The following is a 459-nucleotide window of genomic DNA, read 5'->3' as shown; positions in this document are numbered from 1 at the left end:
CCTAGTAGCACTGGATTTGCAGCCCGACCAAGCGCCTCGACGACGACACCGAAAACCTCGCCCATGAGCGAGTTCCAAGTGATCTGAAGAAGAATCTCATGCAAGCAAGGCTCGATAAGAAGCTGACACAGGCACAACTTGCTCAGATGATAAATGAGAAGCCACAGGTGATTCAGGAGTATGAATCAGGCAAGGCAATCCCCAACCAGCAGATCATTAGCAAGCTCGRGAGGGCCCWGGGAACYAAGTTGCGTGGCAAGAAATAGCTTTCCTACGMGTTTGTGTCCCGGAGCMTCATRATAGGGGGAAGACAAGGCAAGCTGTCTGCTTATTTGTCTATGTYTGGTATCTCAAGTCCTGCGGACTGTTTCTGTTGGCACAAGAGGGAATAMATGTGTTCACGGACCTGTAATGCTTGCTCCTTGTCATATGACCTTGCTCTAAACATTTGTGATGAAG

General features: G+C 49.2%; 1 protein-coding gene. It reads left to right on the top strand.

Translation table 11 applies throughout. The features are described 5' to 3' along the window. Window positions 1–98 precede the first annotated feature (98 nt). Window positions 99–266, top strand: a complete 168-nt coding sequence (locus FWJ25_RS20755; RefSeq protein ID WP_188093682.1) for a helix-turn-helix domain-containing protein — start codon at window positions 99–101, stop codon at window positions 264–266. Window positions 267–459 lie beyond the last annotated feature (193 nt).

Origin of the sequence: Marinobacter salinexigens (assembly GCF_008370345.1) — a bacterium.
GTDB classification, from domain to species: domain Bacteria; phylum Pseudomonadota; class Gammaproteobacteria; order Pseudomonadales; family Oleiphilaceae; genus Marinobacter; species Marinobacter salinexigens.
This window is presented reverse-complemented; position numbering and strand designations above follow the sequence as displayed.